The organism is Sorangium sp. So ce295 (genome assembly GCF_051527405.1).
Classification (GTDB): Bacteria; Myxococcota_A; Polyangia; order Polyangiales; family Polyangiaceae; genus Sorangium; species Sorangium cellulosum_B.
The window spans coordinates 10,667,451-10,684,965 of the sequence record NZ_CP150324.1; the positions used below are offsets into that span (position 1 = coordinate 10,667,451).

Annotated in this window: 14 protein-coding genes; 8 read left to right on the forward strand and 6 right to left on the reverse strand. The window is 68.6% G+C overall.

All coding sequences use genetic code 11. The features are described 5' to 3' along the window. Positions 1–23: 23 nt before the first annotated feature. Positions 24–221, reverse strand: coding sequence for a 50S ribosomal protein L35 (gene rpmI / locus WMF11_RS40460; protein ID WP_012239854.1), 198 nt, complete (start codon positions 219–221; stop codon positions 24–26). 207 nt (positions 222–428) lie between these two features. Next, positions 429–4,238 carry a DUF3857 domain-containing protein gene (locus tag WMF11_RS40465; protein WP_437974593.1) on the reverse strand — a complete coding sequence of 1,270 codons (3,810 nt, stop codon included), beginning with the start codon at positions 4,236–4,238 and terminating at the stop codon, positions 429–431. Between the two features lie 756 nt (positions 4,239–4,994). Here WMF11_RS40465 and WMF11_RS40470 point away from each other — a divergent pair. The 6 genes from WMF11_RS40470 (at position 4,995) to rimI (ending at position 10,222) form a co-directional block, all read left to right on the forward strand. Continuing rightward, complete coding sequence (locus WMF11_RS40470) at positions 4,995–5,477, forward strand: roadblock/LC7 domain-containing protein (RefSeq protein WP_012239856.1); 483 nt, start codon at positions 4,995–4,997, stop codon at positions 5,475–5,477. A gap of 11 nt (positions 5,478–5,488) precedes the next feature. Next, a complete protein-coding gene (locus WMF11_RS40475) occupies positions 5,489–6,079 on the forward strand; it encodes a GTP-binding protein (protein WP_012239857.1) in 591 nt (196 codons plus the stop codon). 383 nt (positions 6,080–6,462) lie between these two features. Beyond that, the gene (locus WMF11_RS40480) at positions 6,463–7,050 is read left to right on the forward strand and encodes a hypothetical protein (protein ID WP_437974594.1); all 588 of its coding nucleotides are present in this window, start codon (positions 6,463–6,465) and stop codon (positions 7,048–7,050) included. Between the two features lie 99 nt (positions 7,051–7,149). After that, the gene (gene alr, locus WMF11_RS40485; RefSeq protein ID WP_437545113.1) at positions 7,150–8,430 is read left to right on the forward strand and encodes an alanine racemase; all 1,281 of its coding nucleotides are present in this window, start codon (positions 7,150–7,152) and stop codon (positions 8,428–8,430) included. Between the two features lie 62 nt (positions 8,431–8,492). After that, a complete protein-coding gene (locus WMF11_RS40490) occupies positions 8,493–9,701 on the forward strand; it encodes a vWA domain-containing protein (protein ID WP_437904475.1) in 1,209 nt (402 codons plus the stop codon). Further along, complete coding sequence (rimI, locus tag WMF11_RS40495; protein WP_437904476.1) at positions 9,698–10,222, forward strand: ribosomal protein S18-alanine N-acetyltransferase; 525 nt, start codon at positions 9,698–9,700, stop codon at positions 10,220–10,222. Before WMF11_RS40490 ends, rimI begins: the two co-directional genes overlap by 4 nt. A 15-nt stretch (positions 10,223–10,237) precedes the next feature. Here rimI and tssM read toward each other — a convergent pair whose 3' ends face one another. Together tssM and WMF11_RS40505 are read right to left on the reverse strand one after the other, a co-directional pair. After that, complete coding sequence (gene tssM / locus WMF11_RS40500) at positions 10,238–13,150, reverse strand: type VI secretion system membrane subunit TssM (RefSeq protein WP_437904477.1); 2,913 nt, start codon at positions 13,148–13,150, stop codon at positions 10,238–10,240. Between the two features lie 93 nt (positions 13,151–13,243). Then, complete coding sequence (locus tag WMF11_RS40505) at positions 13,244–13,936, reverse strand: hypothetical protein (protein WP_437974595.1); 693 nt, start codon at positions 13,934–13,936, stop codon at positions 13,244–13,246. A gap of 364 nt (positions 13,937–14,300) precedes the next feature. Between WMF11_RS40505 and WMF11_RS40510 the strand changes: the two genes are divergently transcribed. Continuing rightward, positions 14,301–15,038 (forward strand): metallophosphoesterase family protein, encoded by a 738-nt coding sequence (locus WMF11_RS40510; RefSeq protein WP_012239864.1) that lies wholly within the window; start codon positions 14,301–14,303, stop codon positions 15,036–15,038. Positions 15,039–15,202: 164 nt separating this feature from the next. On the opposite strand, the gene WMF11_RS40515 is transcribed toward WMF11_RS40510, so the two are convergent. Next, complete coding sequence (locus WMF11_RS40515) at positions 15,203–16,090, reverse strand: class I SAM-dependent methyltransferase (RefSeq protein ID WP_437974596.1); 888 nt, start codon at positions 16,088–16,090, stop codon at positions 15,203–15,205. A 108-nt stretch (positions 16,091–16,198) separates the two neighbouring features. After that, positions 16,199–16,441, reverse strand: a complete 243-nt coding sequence (gene rpoZ / locus WMF11_RS40520; RefSeq protein ID WP_044966694.1) for a DNA-directed RNA polymerase subunit omega — start codon at positions 16,439–16,441, stop codon at positions 16,199–16,201. Between the two features lie 236 nt (positions 16,442–16,677). Between rpoZ and pyrH the strand changes: the two genes are divergently transcribed. After that, positions 16,678–17,439, forward strand: coding sequence for a UMP kinase (pyrH, locus tag WMF11_RS40525; protein ID WP_080599110.1), 762 nt, complete (start codon positions 16,678–16,680; stop codon positions 17,437–17,439). Positions 17,440–17,515: the final 76 nt, after the last annotated feature.

A 17,515-nucleotide genomic window follows, 5' to 3' on the forward strand; every position in this document is an offset into this window, starting at 1 on the left:
TAATTTACCTCACTGCTCCAGGGTCAGCCGTAGGGAAGAAGCAGCTTGACGCGCTTCTCCATCGCCGAGTCGACCATGTCGTTCTTGCGGAGACGACGCAGACGCTTCTTGCTCTTCTCCTGCATGCAGTGGTTGAGCCCGCCCTTGCTGCGGCGAATGCGGCCGGAGCCGGTCACCTTGAAGCGCTTGGCCGCGGCGCGGTTGGTCTTCATCTTCGGCATGATGCCCTCGATCCGAATGCCTATCGCTCCCGGCGGCCACCGCTCCGAACCACCGGAGAGGCTGTTCTGCGCCGCAGGGATGCGTAGAAGGGGCGCTTTATGGCGATCCGGCGTGGGGTTGTCAAGTGTCCAGGCAGCGGCTAGGGGCCGGTCGGCGCGCCGGAGGGCCGGGGGGTCAGGGCGTCGCTCAGTCGCTCACTCAGGCGCTCACTTTCCGAACACCACCCGCTGACCGAAGACGCGGTCCGCCGTCTCGCAGAACGTTCGGAAGGCCATGTACTCGGACGGCTTGATCCGGGACTTCGTGAGGGAGATCTGACTGCGGACGACGATCTTCCCCGCGGACTGCTCGACCGAGAGCGAGAACTTGCCGAAGGGGGTGTCCACGTCCTGGGGCAGCGGCGCCCTCGTGACACGCCACCCGGCAGGGATCCGGAGGGTCCATTCATCCCGGCGCGTGGTCAGCGCGGGGATGATCACGTCGCGGGTGCGCGCCGAGAGGGACGCGAACTCGGTGGCGAGGCGCTGCGTGGGGACAGCCGGGACCGACAGGCTGTCGCCCTCCCTTCGAGCGAGCGCGACGGCTCTTCCCCGAGCCCGCAGCTTCGCCGGCTGCTCGATGTCCTCGAGATCGTTCACCTCGACCCCGGCCTTCCCAGGCGCCAGCTCGACCGCCCCGAAGTCCGTGGCGAGGTCACGAGCAGCGCGGTCGCGGCGCGTCCCCTCCGCCATGTAGCGGGTCCGCCACTCCGGCGCGGATGCGCCGGACACCTGGATGTCGACCCCGAGCTGAGCCGATCCGTCAGCGCTGACGGCGATGTCGACGGTCCGGTGCACGACCGAGGCCTCGGGAGCAGGCTCCGGGAGGCGAACGAGCTTCGGCTTGCCTTCGTTGATCTGAAGCGCCATCGCTCCGCGATCCATGATCGGAAGCTCGGTCGAGCCCGAGTGCTCCGCCGTTCCGTCGAGGTAAAGGTCGAGCGACGGCACGTACGCGATCGCGTGGTCGAACGGCGCAAGGCTCGCGGGCTCCGGCCCGATGTCGCCTCGCATGCGGGTGCGCACGAGCACGATCGTCGCTGGGATGCCGATCTCGCGGAGCATCGTGACGATCAGCGTCGCCTTGTCCTTGCAGTCCCCCCAACCACGAGCGAGCGTCTGCGCACACCTCCTCGGGCGAATCCCCTCGATGCCGAACTCGAGCGCCACGTAGCGCGTCTCGGTCGCGTACTTGTAAATCGCGCGGACCTTGCTCCGATCGTCGGCAAGGTTCTTCGTGATCTCGCGCACCCGCTTGCGCACCTCATCATCCACATCGAACTGCTCACGCGCGAGGCCCCAGTACCAGGAGCCCACCTCATCCCAGGTCTTGAAGGTCGAGACGTGGACGTGCGCGAGGATCTCGGACCACGCGGGCATCGCCGGCTCGGGCGCCACCGGCGGCACCGAGGCGGCAGAGAAGCGGAAGATGCGCCGGTCGGCGTCCTCCTTGGTCTCGCGCACGAGGCCAGGGAGGTCGGACGCGAAGAGGTGGAACTGCCTCGTCTTCGGGGTGATCAGCACGTACTCGCTGCTGGCGATCGGCTCATCCCCCTGGAGGAACTCGATCTCGCCGAAGTGATCGGCGATCTCGTTACGAGGGCTGACGTCATCGACGCGGTAGCGCAGCTCGACGACGTCGCCGGCGTTGAGCCGCGGGAAGCTGACGTAGAACGTGCGCGCCGATGTGTACATCGCGAGCGCCGGGTTGTTCGCCCCTGATTCGCCGCTCTCGATCGCCCCGTCGACCTTGCCGTCTGCTCGGTAGACCTTCGCGGCACGGAGGCTCACGGTCTGGCGATCGGCCTGGTACTCGAACGCGTACTGCCGGGCGCTCGCCGCAGCCTCGTCCGTCAGCGGCTGGAAGACGACCTGCCGGAACCGGCTCGCCAGGCCGTTCGGGAAGACGGTGGTGACCGTCAGGTTGCGCAGCGTGCGCTTGGGATACTGCCGGTCAGCGTTGCGCCGCATCGGGAGGAAGCGGTCGGGCGCCCAGGCGTAAGCCTCGTCGGCGCGCGGCTTCGGCGGCTCGATGTGCTCGATGTACTCGCGCACATCCTTCGCCTGAGGGCTGATCGCCAGGATCTGCTGCAGCATCTCCAGCTGCGCTTCTCGGTTTCCCTCCTCGCCGTAGAGGTCCGAGAGCGCGCGCAGCGTTCCGATGTCTTCAGGCGCCATGGCGAGCGCCCGCTGATGGGCCGCGAGGGCGCGATCGCCCTGGCCGAGCGCGCGGTACGTGCGCGCCGCGACCGTGCGGGCCCAGACGGAGTCCGGCTCGCTGCGGAGGAAGCGCTCGATCCAGCGCTCCGCGCCGGCAGGATCGCGCCGCGCCACCGCGAGCTCGACCTGCTGGTGAAGGAAGCTCGAGTCGTCGAACCGCAGCGCGGCGTAGCGCGCCTCCATCTCGGCGGCCTCCGTGTCGCGCCCGAGCGCGCGCAGCTGCGCCGCCGAGGCGCGGAGGAGCGAGACGCTGCTCGGCTGGCGCGCGAGCGCCCGCTCCAGCGTGGCGAGCGCGGTGCGCTTCAGCCCAGCCTCCACGTAGAGGTCCACGAGCCCGAGGACGGCCACGACATGATCGGGATCGGAGGCCAGGATGCGCTCGTAGATCGGAGCCGCCTCCCGCCAGTTCGGGCTCGTCTGCGCGAGCCGAGCCTGCGAGAGCAGGACGTCGATGTCCTCACGACCGCCCGCGAGCGCGGCGGCGCGCTCGATCCACGCGCGCTGCTGGTTCCTGTCCTCGGAGAGCTGACCGGCGAGAAGGTAGCGACGCACGCTCGGCTCGGCCTCGGCGGAGCGCCGCGCGAGATCGCGCGCTCTGTGCTCCCCCTCGGCGTCGCCGCCGGTGAGCATGAGGTACCGCGCGAACGCCTCCAGCACGGCGGGCGAAGGCCGAGCGGCGCTCGCGGCTCGCTCGAACGCCTGCATCGGCCCCTCGATCACAGCCGCGCGCGCGGCGAGCTTCGCGCCGGAGGTTGGCCCTCCGGCCTGCGCCCGCGCCCCGCCCGCGCGCCTCGCGTCAGCGGCTTCCCCCTGAGGCGCCGTGACCTGGGTTCCGATGTCCGAGGTCACATCCAGATCGAGATCCGGCGCCCCCTTCTCGTTGCCGATGCGCAGCGCGAACTTGGGCGCCGACGCGCCTCCGCAGACCTTGACCGTCAGGCGGTTGTAGCCGGGCCGCAGCGTCACCGGCGCGGCGAACCGATCGATGTCGAGCTCGCGGTACCCTGGATCGGCCAGGACCTTCGCGCCGTTCCAGAACAGCTTGAACGCCCCGTCTGCCCCGACCCAGATCGAGATCGGCCGGGGAGCGCGCGTCCCGGCCTTCGCGCGGACGAACGTCGTCGCGTAGCCGCAGACGCTCTCCACCGGACGAATGAAGTCGCCGAAATCAAACCACCCGTACTGCGGCGCCTCGGGGGGCACGCGCCAGCGGACCGCGCGCGCCTTGCCGTCGTACGTCCTGCCCGCAGCCATCGGCTGCTCGAGATCTTCCTCGGGCCCGAACGCCCGCTCGAAGCCCCCCTTGTTCTCGTTGTCGAACGGTCCGATCGTCGCCCAGCGGCCGATGAACCCGAGCTTCTGGATCCTCGCGACCGCTCCGTCGAGATCACCTCGACGCCTGCGCGCGTATGCCGAGAGGAGCTCCGCATAGACCTGGGTGGGCGCGCTGGTCGCGCCGGCCTCAGCGATCGACGCGATCGCCTCCTCGACCTGGGTCGGGTCCGCGCGGTCCCACGTGCGCCAGAGCTCACGTAACGCGGCGTAGACCTCGGGGCCCCTCGCCGCGCGGACAGCCGCGTGCGCGGAGAGCACCTCAGGGTGAACCGCGCCGAGCTCCGCGCGCGCGTCGGCGCCGAGCGACATGGCGCACGTCAAGGCCGCCGTCCCCACGGTGAGCGCGCAGAAGGAGCGCCCCCTCGTCGTCCCCGGGTTGAGCTCGATCTCACGGGGCTCGGCCCGGCTGAGCACGTCACGCATCCGAGGCGCTATCCCGTGGCCGAAGCCATCGGTCAAGCACAAGCCATGGCTGGAGAGGCGTCGCACCGGCCGAGGTCAAGAGGGAGCTGCCCACGAGCCGGCGGAACGCACGCCGGCAGGAGGTCGTCCCCCGGGCCGCGTTCATCGGGCCGCACCTTCATGAGCTCGCCCCGCCGCGCGCGCCGATCCCGCGAATTTGGTCGATCTTTTGCCGGGTACAGACCGATGAGACGCAGCGCGCCCCACACCGGCGCCCCCGGAGGAGGGCGCAGCGCCGTCCGACCGCATTCAACAAAGGAAACAATAGCAATCTTCGATATTTATCATGCAGGCCTTCTGGGAGACCCGGGCGGACAGGCGCCTGGAAAAGGTCCGGAACCAAGCCTCCCCTGGGGGCAGGGGGGAGCGAGCTCCGTCGGGGTCCGGCAAGGCTCGGCGAGGTTCGGCTGTGCGATCCTCCAACTTCCAGAAAGGGCCGCCTTGCTCCGCCGCACCTGCTTCGGATAGAAACGTCCCAAGATGTACGGGTGCACGGTCGAGGAGCAGCCGCACTGCGCGCTGCGAACCGGCCATGCAAGTCCCAAGGCAGCGAGCGTCACGCCGCGAACGTGGTACCGGTGGTAAGGCAAGCCCGCGCAGCGGGAAGCCAGTTGGATGACGATGGTCGGGGACCGCACGTGCGGCGCCCGGTGATGACAAGGGCGACAGAGCCCGCAATGCCCAGGGCCCCATCGCGAGAGCGCTGGCGGAGGAACGATGGTCAACCCTCAGATGGTGATGTACGAGGAGGAATTCAATCAGATCCAGAGCGTGGTGGATCGCCTCGTCAAGGACGCCAATGCGAAGGTCGTCTTCATCGTTGACAAAAACGGGCAACTGATCGCCGCGAGCGGAGACGTCGACAACCTCGACACCACGTCGCTCGCCTCGCTGACGGCGGGGAACATCGCCGCTACGGGCGGGATGGCGAAGCTCCTCAAGGAGAACGAGTTCGCCACTCAGTTCCACGAGGGTGAAAAGGCGAACATCCACATCCAGCTGGTCGGGAACCGCGTCATCCTCGTGGTGATCTTCGACTCAAAGTCGAGCCTCGGGTTGGTGAGGCTCCGGGTGCGAAAGGCGAGCGAGGAGCTCAACCACATCTTCGAAGCGCTGCTCAAGAAGGTGCAGGAGCCGGGCGCCGACTCGCCGTTCGCCGAGATCACCGACGAGGACATCGACAACCTCTTCAACGACTAGGAGCGCGGTCGATGAGCTTCATCAATTACATGGCGCGCGAGATCAACTGCAAGATCGTCTATTACGGCCCGGGTCTCTGCGGCAAGACGACGAACCTGCAGTACATCTATGAGCGCACCAACCCGGACGCGAAGGGGAAGATGATCTCCCTCGCCACGGAGACCGACCGGACACTCTTCTTCGACTTCCTCCCGCTCGCGCTGGGCGAGATCCGCGGCTTCAAGACGCGGTTCCACCTGTACACGGTGCCGGGGCAGGTCTTCTACGACGCGAGCCGCAAGCTCATCCTGAAAGGCGTCGACGGCGTGGTCTTCGTGGCAGACTCTCAGCTCGGCCGCATCGAGGCGAACCAGGAGTCGGTGGAGAACCTCCGCACAAACCTGGCCGAGCAGGGCTACTCGCTGGACAAGATCCCGTACGTCATCCAGTACAACAAGCGGGATCTGCCGGAGATCGGCACCGTCGAGGAGCTCCGCTCGCTGCTCAACCCGACGAACGTCCCCGATTTCGAGGGGGTCGCGCGGACCGGCGTCGGGGTGTTCGACACGCTCAAGGCGGTCGCCAAGCTGGTGCTGACCGAGCTGAAGAAGGGCGGCCCCTAGGTTCCAAGGGCCGGCCCCAAAGATTGGCTCGAAGAACGCGCAGCGAGCGAGTCCGTGGACTCGCTCGCGCTCGGCGCAACAATCAGGCGCGCTGGTAGATGCGGTTGCGCCGGTTGCGGTTCTTCGCCTTCAGCTTGGACCGGTGGCGCTTCGACTTGGAGCGCGTGGTCTTCCGAGGACCTTTCGACAACATGAGGAACATGAACAGGCTCCGTTGAGGCGCCCGGCGCGGGGGCGTCGTGCCGCCGCCGCCGGTGCGAAGGGGCGGCAACGTACGGCATCACAAGGCAAAGTTCAACCTGAGAGCACCTCGACCGGGCGACCGGCAGGTTCGCGGCGGATAGGACGGGCCCCGGCACCAGGGCCGAGCTTTTCTGCTATCGGTGTTCTACGACGTGCGGTTCAGGACCCTCCTCTGCCTAGCCGCCGCCTCGGTGACCGCATGCGGCGCGAGCATCAACGCGGTCTACGAGGGGGACGTACGCTTCGAGCACTGCATGGCGCTTGACTCGCTGGCCGACGTCAAGCCGACCCTGCGGCGCGCGTGCTGGGACGAGTGGCTTCAGTTCTGTACGTTCGGCCAGACGCGCGACCGTGTGGAGTACGCCACGCTGCGGGCCGGGCAGCTCAGCCACGCCAGTGATTTTGACGAAGGCGAGTGGACTCCGCCGAGCAGCCGAGCCCCTGCCGTGCCTGAGCCAACGAGCGCGCTCGCTCCGCCGCCCAGGCTCCTGACCGCCGACGTGGCCGCGCCGGCGGCAACGGAAGAGGCCCACGCAGACCCAGACGCGAACGACGGCGGCGCTGCGGCCTCGGCGTCGAAGACCGCGGAGGAGGTTGCACCGCCGGGAGCGAAGTGCAGCGCGTCGTGCCAGACGGACTGGAAGGAATGCCAGGACGACTGCAAATCCGCCGTCTGCGAAAAAGGATGCTCCGGCAAGTACACGCGGTGCATGCGTCGCTGCTTCTGATCGACGTCGTCTGCTCTCCGCGCAGATGCCTCACCTTGTCACACCAAGATGGCCTGGAATCTTGACCCGCGATCGAGCGTAGGGCTATCGGCGTACACGATGTCCGCTTCGCACGCGCCCAAAGAGCTCAGCAGCACGACTCCTGATCGCAACGGCGCGGCGTCGCCCCTCGAGGGGCTCGGCGCGAGCGCAGGCCCCATGCGGGTGCTGCGGCCACGGCGAGCGGCGCCCGCGGACGCCGTGCGGCCAACCCGCGCCGAGGTGAACCTCGCGCACCTGCGGCACAACCTGCGCGTCCTCGAGCGAGGGCTGACCGGCGCGACGAAGCCGCAGATCTGGGGGGTGCTCAAGGCCGATGCGTACGGCCACGGCGCGCCAGCGGTCGCACGGACGCTCGAGCGCGCAGGGATCCCCGGCCTGTGCGTCGCGTTGCTCGAGGAGGCCATCGAGCTGCGAGACGCCGGCATCCGGCTGCCCATCCTCGTCATGGGCGGCTACTACGGCCCGCGGCGCGACGGGTTCGAGGAGATCATCGCGCGCGATCTCGTGCCCGTCGTCTACGACGCCGGCCAGATCGAGCGCCTCGCGAGCGTGGTGCGGATCGAGCAGCGCGGTCGCGTGGGCGTCCATCTCAAGGTCGACACCGGCATGGGACGGCTCGGGGCCGCGAGCTCGGAGATCGAGGCGGTGCTCGCGACGCTCGCCAAGCACCCGGAGGTGAAGCTCGACGGGCTCATGACCCACCTCGCCTGCGCGGACGCCGACGATCTCGGCGTGACGATCGAGCAGATGCGCCTCTTCGGGGAGATCGAGCAGCGAGCGAAGAGCTTCGGCCTCACGCCGCGGGTGCGGCACGCCTCGAACAGCGCGGCGATGCTGCGCCTCCCAGCAGCGTGGCTCGACATCGTCCGTCCGGGGGTCGCGCTCTTCGGAATATCGCCGTGCGCGGGGCTCGCGCCCGACCTCAAGCCGGTCATCCGGGTGCGCAGCGAGATCGTCGCGCTGCGCACGATCGCGAAGGGCGACAGGATCGGCTACGGCCACACCTGGCAAGCTTCCCGGGAGAGCGTCGTGGCCACCGTGCCGATGGGGTACGCCGACGGCCTGAGCCGCCAGCTCTCGAACCGCGGGGCCGCCCTCGTGCGCGGTCAACGCGCGCCGATCGCGGGCGCCGTGTCGATGGATCTGACGATGCTCGACGTGACGGATGTACCGGGAGCACGCCTGGGAGATGAAGTGGTGTTCCTCGGAACGCAGGACGGGCCGCTCGGGCGCGGCACCATCAGCGCTGAAGAGATCGCGGGGCTCACGGGGACGATCGCCTGGGAGGTGCTGACCAGCATCTCGCGCCGCGTGCCCAGGTTCTACCGCGAGCCCTGAACGCGCGCGGCGGCGCCCGCGCTGGCGCTGACGGCTCGAGCGGGCGTGATACGCTGCTCGCCATGAAGACGGCCGTGAAGCAGCGAGCCGGCGCCAGCGGCGTGCTCTTCTGCATCGGAGCCGCGCTCGCGCTCGGCGGCGCGGCGATGACCGCATGCGAGGACGAGGTCACGAAGCAACGTCCGCGCAGCGGCGCCGGTCAGGAGGCGCAAGAGCCGGAGGACGGGTTCGATCCGGACACCGAAGACCCGAGCGGACCACCGGCCGCGGATGCGGGTGGGCTCTGCGGCAACCGGATCCACCAGGTCGAGATCGCCGAAGCGCCGAACATCTACTTCGTCCTCGATGCGTCGGGCAGCATGCTCAGCCCCGCCTCCTCGAGCTCGAACGCGACCCGATACGACCGGGTCCGTGACGCCGCGGTCGACCTCGTGCGCAACCTGGGCCCGCTGATCAACGTCGGCGCCGCCGTGTTCCCCCTGGACGCGACCGACGAGGCGCCGTGCAGGCCAGGCGGCGAGGTGTTCGCTGTCACGCCGGGGGCTCCCTTCGCAGAGGGACAGGAGGGCTCGACGACGACATCGCGGTTCCGCGCGGCGACGCGGGCCGCGCCCCTCGGCGGCACGCCTACCGCGGCGACGCTCGCGGCGCTGACGCCGAAGCTCGTCGAGCTCCCCGGCAAGACCATCGTCGTGCTCGCGACCGACGGCGGTCCGAACTGCAACAGCTCGGCGAGTTGCGAGGCGGACGGGTGCATCGCCAACATCGAACAGCAGTGCCCCGACCCCGAGGAGAACTGCTGCTCGCCCTTGGGCCCCTCGGGCCCCGAAGGGTGCCTCGATCGCGACGATACGGTCGCCGCGATCGAGCGGCTCGCGGCGAGCGGGATCGAGGTCTATGTCGTCGGCATCCCGGGGAGCGAGTTCTACGGCGATGTCCTCGACCAGATGGCGCTCGCCGGCGGCGCGGCGCAGTTCGTGAGCCCGTTCTACTTCAAGGTGGACAACCTCGACACGCTGGGGAACGTCCTCTCGAAGATCGCCAGCATCGTCGTCTCCTGCGAGTTCGACCTGGTCGATCCGCCTCCCGAGGCGGGACAGACGAACGTCTACCTGGACGACGAGCTGGTCGCCTACGACCCGGAGAACGGCTGGCGCTGGAAGTCGCCCGCGGTCGTCGAGCTCCTCGGGGAAGCCTGCAAGAAGCTCAAGAGCGGGCGGGTGGGGCAAGTCCAGATCGTCTCCGGCTGTCCCACGGAGGTGGCGAGGTGAAGCGCGACGCGACGAGGCCCTCAACCTCGCTGAGCCAGCTGACGGCCGACGCTGCGGACGACGCTGCGCTCGACGAGATCGACGCGGTCGCGTCCGCGGCCTTCGACGTGCCGCAATTCTCCGCGCGAGAAGAGCTGCGCCGCCCCTGGACGCGCTGCTGGGTCGCGCGCGAAGAGCGGCGCGCGCTCGCCTTCCTCATCGCGTGGCACGTCGCCGACGAGCTCCACGTGCTGAACGTGGCCACCTGCCCGGCCGCGCGGCGGCGCGGGCTCGCGACGGCGTTGATGAATCGATCGCTCGAGTATGCACGCCAGCAGCAAGTGCGGCTGATCCTGCTCGAGGTGCGCCGCTCGAACCGGGCAGCGATCCGGCTCTACCGGAAGCTCGGCTTCACCGCGATGGGGGTCCGCCCTCGGTACTACAGCGACAACGGCGAGGATGCGATCGAGATGGTGCTCACGCTCGATCCAGCGACCGGCGCGGTGCAACCAGGCCGGGACGAGATCCGCATCGAGATCTGAACCGCGCCGCGGGGCTCAGCGCGGGCCCGCAGCAGGCGCCGCGGGAAAGCGAGACACCGCGGCGAGCGGCGGCAGCCGCGCCGCCACCACCTGCATCGGGGTGAGCAGCAGCGGCCGGAGCAGCGTCTTGGCCCGCTCGTCGAAGGGCTGGAGGAGCGCGTCGGCCTGTCGCGTCGCCTCGACCAAGCGATCGGCCATGAGGCGCGCGTCGACGTTGGGGTTCAGATCCTCGAGGCGCTGGATCTCGTCGCGAAGAGCGCTGAGCAACGAGATGTACCTCGCCAGGGGCGTGTCCGTGATCGGCGCCGAGCCGCTCGGCGCGGCAGGCACGCCGAACTCGACGGTCCGCTTGAACTCATCCGGCACCGAGCTCGCCCGGTTTCTTATGAGCTTCACGTTGACGGGGACCTTCAGCCTCGTCTTCTGCTCGATCTTTCGATCGAGGTACTCCTTCCCCCGCTTGGCCAGGGCCGAGTCCTCGATCGCGCTGCGATCCCGCTTCCACTGCGTGTTGTCCTCGAGAGCGCGGAGGATGCGGAGGTAGGGGTAATCCGCCTGGGTGAGCGCCTGGTACGTCTCCTTCGCCTCCTTCAGGTTGGCCGGGACCCGCACGGTGAGGTCCGCCATCCAGTCGGTCCACTGGGCGATGTAGCTGACGTCGTAGTCGGCCGCGAGGCCGTCCAGGTTCTTGTTGATCGAGGCCTCCTCGCCGGGCGCGAGGTCCACGACCCACCGCTCAGCCATCAAGCTGTCGGCGCCGCTCTCGAGCCTCTCGAGCACCGCGAAGTGCCCCCTCTCGGTGTACGGACCGTCCACCTCCTTCCAGCGCTTCTCCTTCGCGTACAGCTTGCTGCCGATGATCTTCAGCACGGCGGGACGGTCGGCGAACATGTCGCCGAGCGTGTGCGGAGGGTACTTGCGGTTGGCGCGGCTGTTATCACCCGTCTCGTCGTACTTCTCCTCGATGATCGCGTTGACGAAGAAGTCGTAGTACCGCTTCCGCGGCGGCACGGCCTGGAGCGTCGCGCGCACGCTCGCGACCAGATCCTCCTTGCGCGCGATCGGCGTGACCCGCTTCTCCTTGATGAGCGTCAGGTAGTACTCGACGTGCCGCTCGAGCTGCTTCTTCAGCTCGGTCTCGGTGAGGTTCGAGGTCGCCCGCAGCACCTCGGCCCAGAGCGAGGTGAACCTGTCCTTCGCCCACGGAACGTCGAGGTGCTCGACGTCGCTCAGCATCAGGTACAGCTTGAGGTCGTTCCGCTCGCGGAGGTAGTGGTCGCCCTTCGCGAGCTTGAGGCGATCCTCGAGCCGCTGCTTGCACGGGATCACGAAGCCGTTCTGGAGGCTGGCGACGTAGACGTGCACGAGCGGCGGGTACACCGTCTCGCCCTGGAACATCGTCCACCCCTTCCCGTCCGGCGGCCCCTCCTCGCGCGCCTTGTCGATCTCCTTCAGCCGATCCAGCGCAGGCCGCAGCGCGGCGAGCTTCTCCGAGAGGGGTCGCGTGTCCTCCCATCGGAGCGCGCTGACGGTGCGCGCGTCCGCCTCCACGTCGCGCAGGAACGCGCGGTTGTTGGCGAACGACACCACGCTGGGGATCGCGAGGATGACCCCGAGCGCCGCGGCCGCCGCGCTGATAGCGCCACGAACGAGCCGCTGACGCCGGATCTCGCTCGCGCTCCTGGCGGCGATGTCCCCGTCCGGGAAGACGACGTTCATGAAGACGTCGTGGAGGAAGTAGCTCTTCGACTCCACGTTCTGCTGCGCCGCGGCCTCGTGCGTGCGGATCCCCATCGCCTGGCCCATGCGCTGGAGGACCCGGTCGAGCGGCCTCCCCTCCTGCGTGCCGCTCGTGAAGTAGAAGCCGCGAAAGATGGGCGTCCCCTGAAACGCGTTGACCATGAAGACGGTCGAGACCAGATCGGAGAGGTTCCGCCGGATACCCGAGAACTCGAGCGGGAACTGGTAGACGCGCTCGCGCGCCTCGCGGCTGCGCTCCATCACGAGCCGCTTCAGCGAGCGGGCGTGGATCTGCCTCGCCAGGGCGTCGAACTCGGCGTCGAAGAGCCTCCCCGGGTCGGCCTTGTCCGCGCTCAGCTTGAGCGTCGCTCCCCACGCCTGCGCGCGGTCGCTCTTGCGCATGTCGCCGAAGAACTCCGAGAAGCCCGCGATGAGGTCGCACTTCGTGAACAGGAGGTAGACGGGCAGCACCATGTGGAGCTGCGTCATCACCTCGTCGATGCGCGCGCGGAGCTTCTTCCCCATCAGCTCGACTTGCTGCTCGCTCGCGTCGATGAGATCCGCCACGCTCACGGCGACCAGGATGCCGTTGAGCGGGCGGCGGGCGCGGTGCTTGAGGAGCATTTGCAGGAACGCGATCCACTCCTCGTGGTCGTCCTGCTCCGTCGTGTAGCGCCCCGCGGTGTCGAGGAGGATCGCCTCGTTGGTGAACCACCAGTCGCAGTTGCGGGTGCCGCCGACGCCGCGCACGCCGCCGCCGTTGCTCGGGTGCGCGTACGGGAAGACGAGGCCGGAGTGCTTCAACGCCGTCGTCTTCCCCGCCCCGGGCGGGCCGATGATGACGTACCAGGGCAGCGAGTAGAGCGCGGCGTTGCCGTGCTCCTTCCCCTTGCCGAGCTTCGAGCTCTTCAGGGCGCTGATGCCGCCCTGGACCTGCCGCTGGAGCTCCTGGATCTCGGCGCGGCGCTCGGGCCGCGCGTTGAGCGCCTGCTGCGCTCCCTGCTGAACGATGGCCCGCTCAAGCGCAGACGCGGCGCGGCGCGCGTTGATCCGGCGGTACACGAAGAGCGCGATCGCGGCGAGCGCGATGACGACGCTCGTCGCGATCGGGATCGCGGTGGGCAGGTCGAACGTGAAGAACGCCGCCCACGAGATGAGGAACAACAGCCCGAAGAGGACCCACAACACGGAAGCGACGATACCACCGGTCGCCGCTTCCGGAGCACGTCCACGCGGCGCCGCCGAGCGAGCGTGGGCGCCCCGCGCGCCGCGATACCCGCGTCAGTCGCCGCCGCGCTCGTAGTCGCCCGGATCGAGCGCGGCGTCGGTATCCTCGCCGGCCGCGAGCCGACGCGAACGGATCGCGTCCACGGCGATGTCGATCACCTCGAGCCGCGTCGAGGGGGCGTAGTACTCGTTTTCCGAGACCGACGGCAGCTCCGCGAGCCTGGCCGCGACCGCCTCGCGATCGTCTTCCTGCAGCTCCAGCGCCGCCGGATCGCCGCTCAGGGAGTCCTCTGCAAGGTCCAGCGCGGCGTCGGCTCGATGTCCGCGCGTGAGCGTCTCGCGCACGAAGAGGACGGGGCTGAACGCGAGGTAAACCGAGCCGAACTGCACCTGCCAGTAGGTCGGATCCTCGCCATCCAGGCGCCACCACGACGCGTGCCGGCGCCGGATCACCTCGCCGAAGTAAGCGCCTGCCATGTGCGCGATCATCGGCAAGGCCTCGACCCGCTCCGACGTCGCACCACGCGCCTGCTCGAGGTAGTGGTCGAGCACGGGCAAGGTCTCCGGCCGATAGTCAAGCCGTACGCCGAGGGCGCGCTCCACAAACCGCACGCACCCCTCGGCGAGATCCTCCACGGTGGACGGCGGCGGCGCGACAGGTTCGACAGCTGCAGCGGACAGCGCAGACTCGGCCGGCCGCTCCGCAGAAATCGGAGACGTCCCTGCACCGTTCTGTTTGGTATTCATGGGCTCCACGCTATTCTTCTCCGGTGCGGGTGGCCGCTCGTCAACGTGCTCGTGCTGGGAGCGCCTCGGCAAGCTCCGCAAGGACCGTGTCCGGCCCTCGATCGTCCTCTGCAGATCCCCGGGCGCAGCGGAAGCACGCTCCGTCGGAGCGGACAAAGCTGACGAGACCGACGGAACTGACGGAACTGACGGAACTGACGGACCCGATGGTTCCGCCGGAGCCAGCGGAACCAACGAGCCAGCCGACACAACGCCAGCGAGCCGACAAAGCTCGGTGCCGGTCCGACCAGCCCATCCGTGGATCCAGGTTTGAATTCCTAACGGAAGTCGAGGCCTTCGTGCTAAGCTCCGCCCTCGCGTCGAAATGAGACTCGGGATTTTCAGCGATACGCACGCCAACTACGAGGCGCTCAGCGCTGTGCTCGAGTCCTACCGCCACGAACGTATCGACGTTTACTACTGCCTCGGGGATACGGTCGGCTACGGCGGCTCGCCGAACGAGTGCGCCGATCTCGTCCGCAAGGTGGCCAAGAAGACGATCCTCGGCAACCACGACGCGGCCGTCGCGGGTCGGATGGATTACTCGTATTACTACGAGGCCGCCCGGCAAGCGCTCGACACCCACGCTGCGATGCTGTCCTCCGAGAACGCAGCCTGGCTCCGGAGCCTGACGTACCAGGAGAAGTTGACGGACATCAACGTCGACCTCTGCCATGGCTCGCCCGTCCGGCTCGAAGAGTTCGAGTACATCTTCGCCCCCGAGCAGGCGCGCGAATGCCTCCCGATGTGGAACGAGCTCGGTCACATCACGCTGATCGGCCACTCCCACCTCTGCAAGGTGTTCGCGCTCACGCCGAACAGCGTCGAGGAGCTTCCTGCGGTCGACTTCCAGCTTGAGCAGGGTCGCAAGTACATCGTGAGCGTCGGCTCGGTGGGACAGCCGCGGGACTACGACAACCGCGCGAGCTACACGGTCTACGACAGCGACACGAAGCGCTTCGAGTTCAAGCGCGTCGAGTACGATATCGAGACAGCGGCGGAGAAGGTGCTGCGCGCCAAACTCGAGCGCAACTTCGCCCACCGCCTCTACATCGGCGTCTGAGACTCCAGGCAACGGCGGCACTGGCGCACGCTCGGTGCGGCAGGACCAAGGGGCGCGCTCGTGCACGGACACGTCGCGCATGGCCTGATGCCGACCGGGCGCCACCACACGGCGGCGCAAGGCGCAGCAGGCGCCGGGCGTTTGCGCGCCGGTGCCGCGCTCCTTCAGCGGCCCCCGTCATGTCCAGGGCGGCGAGCCCTGGCAGAACGGCGTGGCCGGCAATGATAGAGCAGCATGCTCGTCTGGTTGTCGGGCGGCTCCGCGGAGAAATCGCTGCGGAGCTCCGTGAGCTCGAAGCCGTTGTAGTGGAGCAAGGCTTCGAGCTCCTGCGGGTAGAACTGACGATGGGCGAGCGGCGTCATCCAGCGCTCGCCGCCGTCGACGGGCGAGAACTCCATGGAGACGAACAGGATCTGCCGGACCTTGTCGTAGTCGAACCGCTCCGTGTACCGGACGAACTCGCCAGGGCCATCCTTCGTGGGGTACCGGAACCGCGGCGTGGCATAGGCGCGATCCGGATCTCGCGCGAGCTCTGCCGGCTCGGGCATGGAAACGTCGAAGACGAGCTCGCCCTTCGGCGTCAGATGCTCGCGCGCTCGCGCGAGGAACCGCTCCACATCGACGCGCGTGTACAGGTGCAAGAAGGCGTTGAACGGGCAGATCACGAGCGGAAAGCGGCGCCCCAGCCGCAGCGCCCGCATGTCGCCCCGCCGGAGGCTCACGCGAGAGGAGACACCGCGCGGCTCGCGTCCAAGCTGCGCGCGCAGATCGCCGAGCATCGGCGCCGACAGGTCCACCCCGGTGATCTGGACCCCCGCCCTCGCGACAGGCAGCGTGATCCGCCCGTTGCCGCAGCCGTACTCGAGCACCGGCCCCGCAGACGCGACGGCGAGGTCGACGTAGTAGCAGACGTCATCCTTACGGCGCGCGTACGTCTTCGCGTAGTACGCCGGATCCTCGTAGTGAGCCGACGTCCCTGCTTCGAGCTCCGGATCGCGACGCTGGCCGGAGCCCGAAACACGCGCCGTCCGCCTCGTGGCCATCCAGCTCATGCGAGGCAACAGATCAAGCGCAGCGCTGGCACGGTGACGGGAGCGAGCTGCGGAACGGTGCCTCCACGGAGGCGCGCATCACCGGACGCGCGCCCTTCCGATGCGGCATCAGCGCTGGCCGCCAGCGTTCATCTGCTGGAGCCACTCGGAGACGACCTCGTGGGAGCTCCGGTGGAAGTGCACCTTGCCTGCCGCGATCTCTCGGAGGCTGGTCACGGCAGGCTTGTTCTTCGTCTTCACGAGAGCGTCCGAGCCCTTCATGAGCTGCCGCGTCCGGTTGGCCGCGAGCACGACGAGAGCGAAACGGTTTTCCTCGCGCTCGAGGCAGTCTTCCACAGTCACACGCGCCATAGGGGGCCCGAGACTAGCTCCCCGCCCCAGCAAGCGCAAGGCGCATGCCGCCCCGGCGGGTCTTCCTGCTCCGTTGCCTCTGTTTCCTCTGTTTCCTCTGTTTCCTCTGCTTGCTCCGCTTGCTCTGGTTCTGCCTCCCGCTCTTCCTCCTTTGCGGCGCGCGCTGCCGCTTGGCCCGAGCGATGGTTCACGTTGTTCGTTGCCCTCCACGCAGGTCCCGGCTACGAGGTCGCACCGTGGCCGCTGACCAGGACTCTCTCCTTCCCCCTCCCCCTCGTCCGGCCCCCGGGCTGAAGTACCGCCGCATCGTGCTCAAGCTGAGCGGCGAAGCGCTCTGCGGCGAGGAAGGGGGGTTCGGCATTCGTCCCGAGACGCTCCACCACGTGGCCGGCGAGGTCGCCGAGCTCCAGCGGATGGGGGTGCAGATCGGGGTCGTCGTGGGCGGCGGCAACATCTTCCGCGGGCTGAAGGGCGCGAGCGCGGGGATGGACCGCTCCCAGAGCGACTACATGGGCATGCTCGCCACCGTCATCAACGCGCTCGCCCTCCAGGACGCGCTCGAGAAGACGGGCGTGCCGACGCGCGTGATGACCGCGATCGAGATCCGGCAGGTCGCCGAGCCGTACATCCGCCGCAGGGCGATGCGGCACCTGGAGAAGGGCAGCATCGTCATCTTCGCCGCGGGCACGGGCAACCCGTTCTTCTCGACCGATACGGCGGCAGCGCTGCGGGCCATGGAAATCCAGGCGCAGGCGCTGTTCAAGGCGACCAAGGTCGAAGGCATCTACGACCGCGATCCCGTGCGCCACGAAGGCGCGCAGATGTTCGCGCACCTGAGCTACGACCGCTTCCTCGCCGACAGGATCGGGGTCATGGACTCGACGGCGGTCACGCTCTGCCGCGAGAACAAGATGCCCATCCGGGTGTTCAAGCTCATGACCCGCGGCAACATCCTCCGCGTCTGCAGGGGCGAAGAGATCGGCACGATCGTCGACTGAGCGCGCGTTCGAGCGCTCAGCGCGCGCGACGACCCGAGGCGTCCGCCGACGCGCCAGCCCGAACGAGGCGCTGCGA